Here is a 5451-nt window from a genome sequence, read left to right as displayed (position 1 = left end):
ACCGCAAGACCGAAGTTCGCGCCAACGACCACCTCACCGTGGGCAACAGCCAGCACCTGAAGATCGGCACCGGCCAGTTCATCGAGGCGGGCAATGAAATCCACCTCTCCAGCGGCCTCAAGGTTGTACTGGAAGCCGGAAGTGAACTGACCTTTAAGGCGGCCGGCAGCTTTATCAAGCTCGATGCCTGCGGCATCACCATGGTCGGGCCTCTGATCCGGATGAACTCGGGGGGAAGTCCGGGGAAAGGTTCGGGTGCGGCGCCGGTATTGCCGGGGAAGGTCAAGCCGGCGGATGCGGATGTGCCGGGGGCGGTGCTTGAGCATCGACTGAAGCAAGCGCGATTCAGCCATACACCGCTAATCGAGTTGTGTCAGAAGCCTCGGGGCGGTACGCCAATGCAATGCCCGCTGACCAACTGTCCTTGTCGTCATGCCGCCCAGTTTGGGAGCTGATTGATGTCTGTACAGATACTCGCAGGGCTTCCCAATCTTTCTACCCCACTCTTCATGCTGGTCGAATTGGATGAGTCGTTGCTGCGGCGGATTTACCAGCTAGAGCCTGATCCACGACCGGAAGCTCTGTTTGCTGATACCGAGCTGGGCGCTCATGTCGAACTAGGACCTTGGCTGATACAACTGACGCCGGATAGCGCCTGGTTGACTGCGTATCGCCAAGCACCAGAGCAATGGCCTGGCGTGTTATTGAGTTCCGGGCGGCCAGTTGGTGAGCTGTTGGCCCATCTGCGCGCAATGCTGGTCGTGCAGTTTGAAGGTGAGCGTAAGGGGATACTGCGCTATTACGACCCACAGGTGGCCAGTTACCTTTTCGCGGCGACCGAGGCCGTTATCACTTGGCTAGGCCCCATCGAGCAGTTGTTCTGGCATGGCCCCACCTGGGCAGACCGCAGCGAGAACATCAGCCATTGGCACAGCCTTCGGAGCGAGTCGACCAATCATGGGGCGCCGCCGGAAGGCAGGCTGATACTCGACAAAATGCAGATCGCTGCGCTCGAACGGCAGCAACTAGAAGCATTTGCCTATGAACGCTGGCAGAAGCATTCACAGGCTGAGTTCAACCAGATCTTGGGCTATCTGCAGCAGGGTCTTGCCTCTGGGTTCGACGACGAGAAGAGCCTGGGCGCATACCTCGAAGCCCGGCTCACCTATCCCCAGCACCTAAGCCATCCCCAGATCGCATCGGGCCAGGTGCAGTTTCGTCTGCAGCAACTGCAATCCTGGCTGGAAGCCACACCAGCCCCCTCGGAGAGTCAAGGATGAATGCCAAAGTAGGGAGTCTGTCCGGCAATCCGGCCTGTGAAGCTGGCAAGCTGATTGTCGAAGTGATTGGCAAAGATCACCCGCCGGAACAGCGAGTGGTGATCTATGACGAAACCGATCATGAGCTGCAGGAGTGGCTAACACAGCAGGCCAAACAAGAGCTTGTAGCAGATTCTCAGCGGAGCAGTACGCTGCATATCTGGGATTGGCAGCAGCAACCCAAGCGCCATCTCTGGCTGGAGATCGAAGCAGAGCGCGGCAGCCCCATTCGCGTACCGCTGATGGATGACACACGCATTACCCCGCGCCAGCGTGAGCGGCAGTGGAACTGTATCGTCCCTGTAGTGCCCATGAGCACCATGCTCGGTATCAGCGCCAACCACCAGCATCGTGAATATCCCGTGCATATGCGCCCCGGCTTCATCTACCTGTTCTATCGCGGCAAAGTGTGGCGTGAACTGGAGATTCGTCAGGCTGAGGGGGAGGTGACGTATCACGACGTACGCCTGAGTGACTTTCGCAATGGCGACCGCTTTCTAGATGGCGCTCGCACGGCCAGCGGTAAAGGGCTGAGCGAGATTTGGCTGCCAGCCAAATGGAATAACCGCGCGGCCCCGGATATCGAGGTGGCCTATGCCGAGGTGCAATGGCCTGCCGTTCGGCTGAACGCCATGGAGCGCAATGCTCGCCTGCGTCGCGCCCGCTGCAATCGCTTGGGCCTGGCCGTGGCCGAACGCAGCTTCGGTAACACCACTTACAGGGCTTCCAGCCAGCAGCAGGCCTTCTACCTGCAAAATGTCCCCGCCCATCGTCCGCGTGAGCCCGCCCGCGAATGGTTGCTCGATCAACCGCTCAAGTATCTGCACGATCTGAGCGGCCAGTACCCCGTGCAGAGCCTGCAATACGCTCAACAGGTTCATCAACGCCACGAGCGCGGCGAACCCAACCCAGGCCCAACGCATCCACAGCAGACGCAGGATGACCTACGCCCGGAGACCGGCGCATGGGCTGTAGTGCTGGGCGACACGCTACAGAACCTCCAGCATGTCTGCAGCGCGACAAACGAACGTGAACACTGGCAGGCCGCTGCGGCTGAAACCGACATGCTGGCCACGGTCAAAAAACGCCAGATCGCCGGTGTACTGGTGGAAGATGGCCTCTACCGCATGCGCCACCTGCTGGCGCGCACTAACCAGGCCCAAGCGGTGCTGCAGCTCTGCGCGCAACGGGCCACTTTCCATAGCCATCACGCCTCGGCACTGTTGATTCAACGAATGATGGTTCCGCCCCATATCGGCGGGCAAAGCAACCCGCTGCACCGCTTCATCAGCCAGGTCAGCCAAGAGGGTCGTCAACAGATCGACCTGTGTTCGGGCCAGCATGCTCGCCAGTTGGCCATGACCTGCCTCAAGGCCGCACAAGACAACCTTGCCGCCTGGCTGGAACAGGCAGCCAACCAGCATGCGCTGGGCGACCATTTTTGCCTGGAGGGGCTCGACTACGCCGGCGCCTTCCAGCTTTGCAGTCAGCTATTCGTCTGCCTGGCGCGCACGGCCGATCAGCAGGATCCATTCCTGGCGGCAGGCGATGCTCCACGCACAAGCGCGGGCAGGAGACTGCTATGCAAGATTGCGCAGAGCGCCAGCCAGCCTCTGCACCGGATGTTGTGGCCAGAGGCGGACGACGACACCCTTCTCAAGCCCTATCAAGCGGTGCAAACACCGAACAACGGCGAAGGCCATTATCGTGCAGATGCGTTGAACCAGGTGGCGCAGCTCAATTCACCGCCCGGCGAAGAGCCGGCCACCCTGGAAGGCAACACGCTCGCAGGCTTGATGCAGCAACCGGAGTTCCTGCTCCTGCCTTCCGCCAAAAGCGGCGCTGCCGCGCTGATAACCGTATGGGAGAACCTGAGCAGCGCCCTGAAGGAGGCGCAAAAAGAGTTGAGTGGCGCCAGCACAGAGTACGTTCAGGCTGCAGATCAGAGCAGGCGCAGGCAGCTGGACGTGCATGACCACGAGAGCGACCTGCACCACGAGCAAGAACGCAGCAACGTGTTGAAAGAGGAACTGGGTAACCAGGCATTTCCTGCAAAATACCGGCTGTATACCAAGGACCTGCAAATGCTGCGCAGCATGCTGCAACAGGACTTCGGTGACATGGTGTTCATTCGCCGCACGGCCGCGAACCAGAAGAACTACTACTTCTTCGGTTTGACTGACCTCCCAGCGGCACCGCAAAACGCGCGCCGGGTCTTTGGTGAACTGCTGGATATGGAAGGTCAGTTACTGGCCAGCAGCAAGGGTCGCACGGCTAATCGGGCCGGCATCGACCAGCAGGCACAAGAGCTGTTGTTACTGGCCATCCCCAAGAACCACCGCACCGCCCGCCTGATCGGTGAGCTGAACCGGCAGATTGCCGAAGAACTGCGTATCCAAAACGACCTCCAGCAGGCGCGAGAACGCCGGGAGGCCGCCCGTGGCCGCCTGAGCGAAGCCAACAATGCCCTGAAACAGGCGCAAGAGCGGCTGGCCCAGCAAGAACGCGGCTGGCGCCGAAGCGCACGCGGCGTGCTCGGCTCCACGGCCTTTCCGGCTGGTGTGTTGATTCTGGAGTTTTTTAATGTGCAGGCGGAGTTTGAGGCCAGGAGAGCAAACGCTAGGAATAAGAGCGGACTGAGAGCGTTTGGGGGAATATTTAGCTCGGGTGTTGATCTTGTTTTAGCAATGGAGCTTCTAGCTAATAAAGTCGCGCACAATCACCCGCTGGTACAGCACATTCAGGCCAAGTACGTCGAAAGAGTGGTGCTGAGAATCGCGCCCAAAGTGGCTGAAGTGTTTGGCGATAGATTGATCAAAGAAGTGACCGGCAAACTGGCCTTCCAAACCTTCGCTGGCACGCTCTTCGTCGGTGTCAGCATTTACGATGCCCTGCATGAAGCCAGCCTGGGTGACAACGCCGCCTGGGGCTACGGGCTGATGGCTGTGGGCGGTCTGGTGGGGGTGATTGGCGGCTTCTTTACCGCCAGTGGTGCGGCATTCCTGGGTATGGGTCCTGTTGCCTGGGCCACTCTGCTTCTGATTCTGGCGGGGGCGGCGCTGGTCTGGTGGCTGGACGACAGCCCCATCGAGGAGTGGTTGACCAACGGCCCCTTCGGCAGCAACCGCAGCGCCAAGGTGCCCCACCTCTGGAACGACCCGCAGGAGGCCTTCTACCGCCTGGTCAGCCTTTTTGCAGGTATTCGTATCCGCATCGGCGCCAACCCGGAACAGGCACGCCACAGCGGTGCCATGGGCCTGCTCGACCCCGCCGAATATCATGCGATGCGCCGCTCAAATACCCAGGTGCGTATCGAAAGCAACCTGCCCGGGCTCGCCGCAACCCTGGGCAGCGCCAATATCAACGCGGTCAGCCAACTGCGTAGCAGCAGCCATCGCCTCAACCCGAGGGACATGACGCAATCCAGCAGCCATAGCCTCAGCCCTATCCAACCCCTGGCCCAGCGCCTGTACCCCGATGCGCTGGAACTGTTCTACGAGGTACCGGTTTCGCAGAGCATGCCACGCACGCCCCCACATCGATGGCAGACTTACACCCTGGCCGTGCGCGCGCAGGTAATCCTGCAAGGTGTGGATCGTACCTGGGCCTTCCCGGCGCCGCCGCCGACCGATGTCCTGCGTTACAACCCTGATCGGCATGATAAACCCGAGTTCAGCAAAACCAATCGACCCTTCTGGGCCGACGAACAGACCCATCCGGACAGCCAGCCGTAAGGATGCCCCATGACTGCCCACTACAGCCCCAGCGCCTACCAGCCAGCGCGAATTCCCGACCAGCCAGCAGCGACCAAACGCAGTTGGGTGTTCCGCTTTGGCAACTCGCGCCTGCCCTGGGGGCATACCGAGGACATCGTGCCACTCAGTATTCTACGGCAGAGCACGCCCGAGGGGTTACGTACCCATGAGAAGTACAAACAGGACTTGGCGGCCGGGCTTCGCCAGGAAGAGAAGTTCGCGCAGCGTGATTACCACCAGATCAACGATCACGAACGCATACGTTATGCGCCTTTCTCCAAGCGCACGACTTTCTGGTTTTATCTATGGGGGGGGGGGCGCTTTGTTTTTTGGGTGTCGTTGATTTTTTCTCCTATAGGATGGCTAGCCCTAGCTGA

General features: G+C 60.2%; 2 protein-coding genes and 2 pseudogenes. All 4 read left to right on the top strand.

The window, feature by feature from the left end; genetic code table 11:
• Nucleotides 1-455: pseudogene (locus tag HZR81_RS23045) on the top strand (type VI secretion system tip protein VgrG); the annotation flags it as partial.
• A gap of 3 nt (nucleotides 456-458) precedes the next feature.
• A complete protein-coding gene (locus HZR81_RS23040) occupies nucleotides 459-1280 on the top strand; it encodes a DUF4123 domain-containing protein (protein WP_500129354.1) in 822 nt (273 codons plus the stop codon).
• Nucleotides 1277-5053 carry a hypothetical protein gene (locus tag HZR81_RS23035; RefSeq protein ID WP_500129353.1) on the top strand — a complete coding sequence of 1259 codons (3777 nt, stop codon included), beginning with the start codon at nucleotides 1277-1279 and terminating at the stop codon, nucleotides 5051-5053. The genes HZR81_RS23040 and HZR81_RS23035 overlap by 4 nt, the downstream gene beginning before the upstream one ends.
• 9 nt (nucleotides 5054-5062) lie before the next feature.
• Nucleotides 5063-5451, top strand: a pseudogene (locus HZR81_RS23030) (hypothetical protein); the annotation flags it as partial.

The organism is Pseudomonas sp. LM13 (assembly GCF_041381355.1).
Classification (GTDB): Bacteria; Pseudomonadota; Gammaproteobacteria; order Pseudomonadales; family Pseudomonadaceae; genus Stutzerimonas; species Stutzerimonas frequens.
Note: the sequence above shows the minus strand (reverse complement) of the source record. Positions and strands in the feature narration are given on the sequence as shown.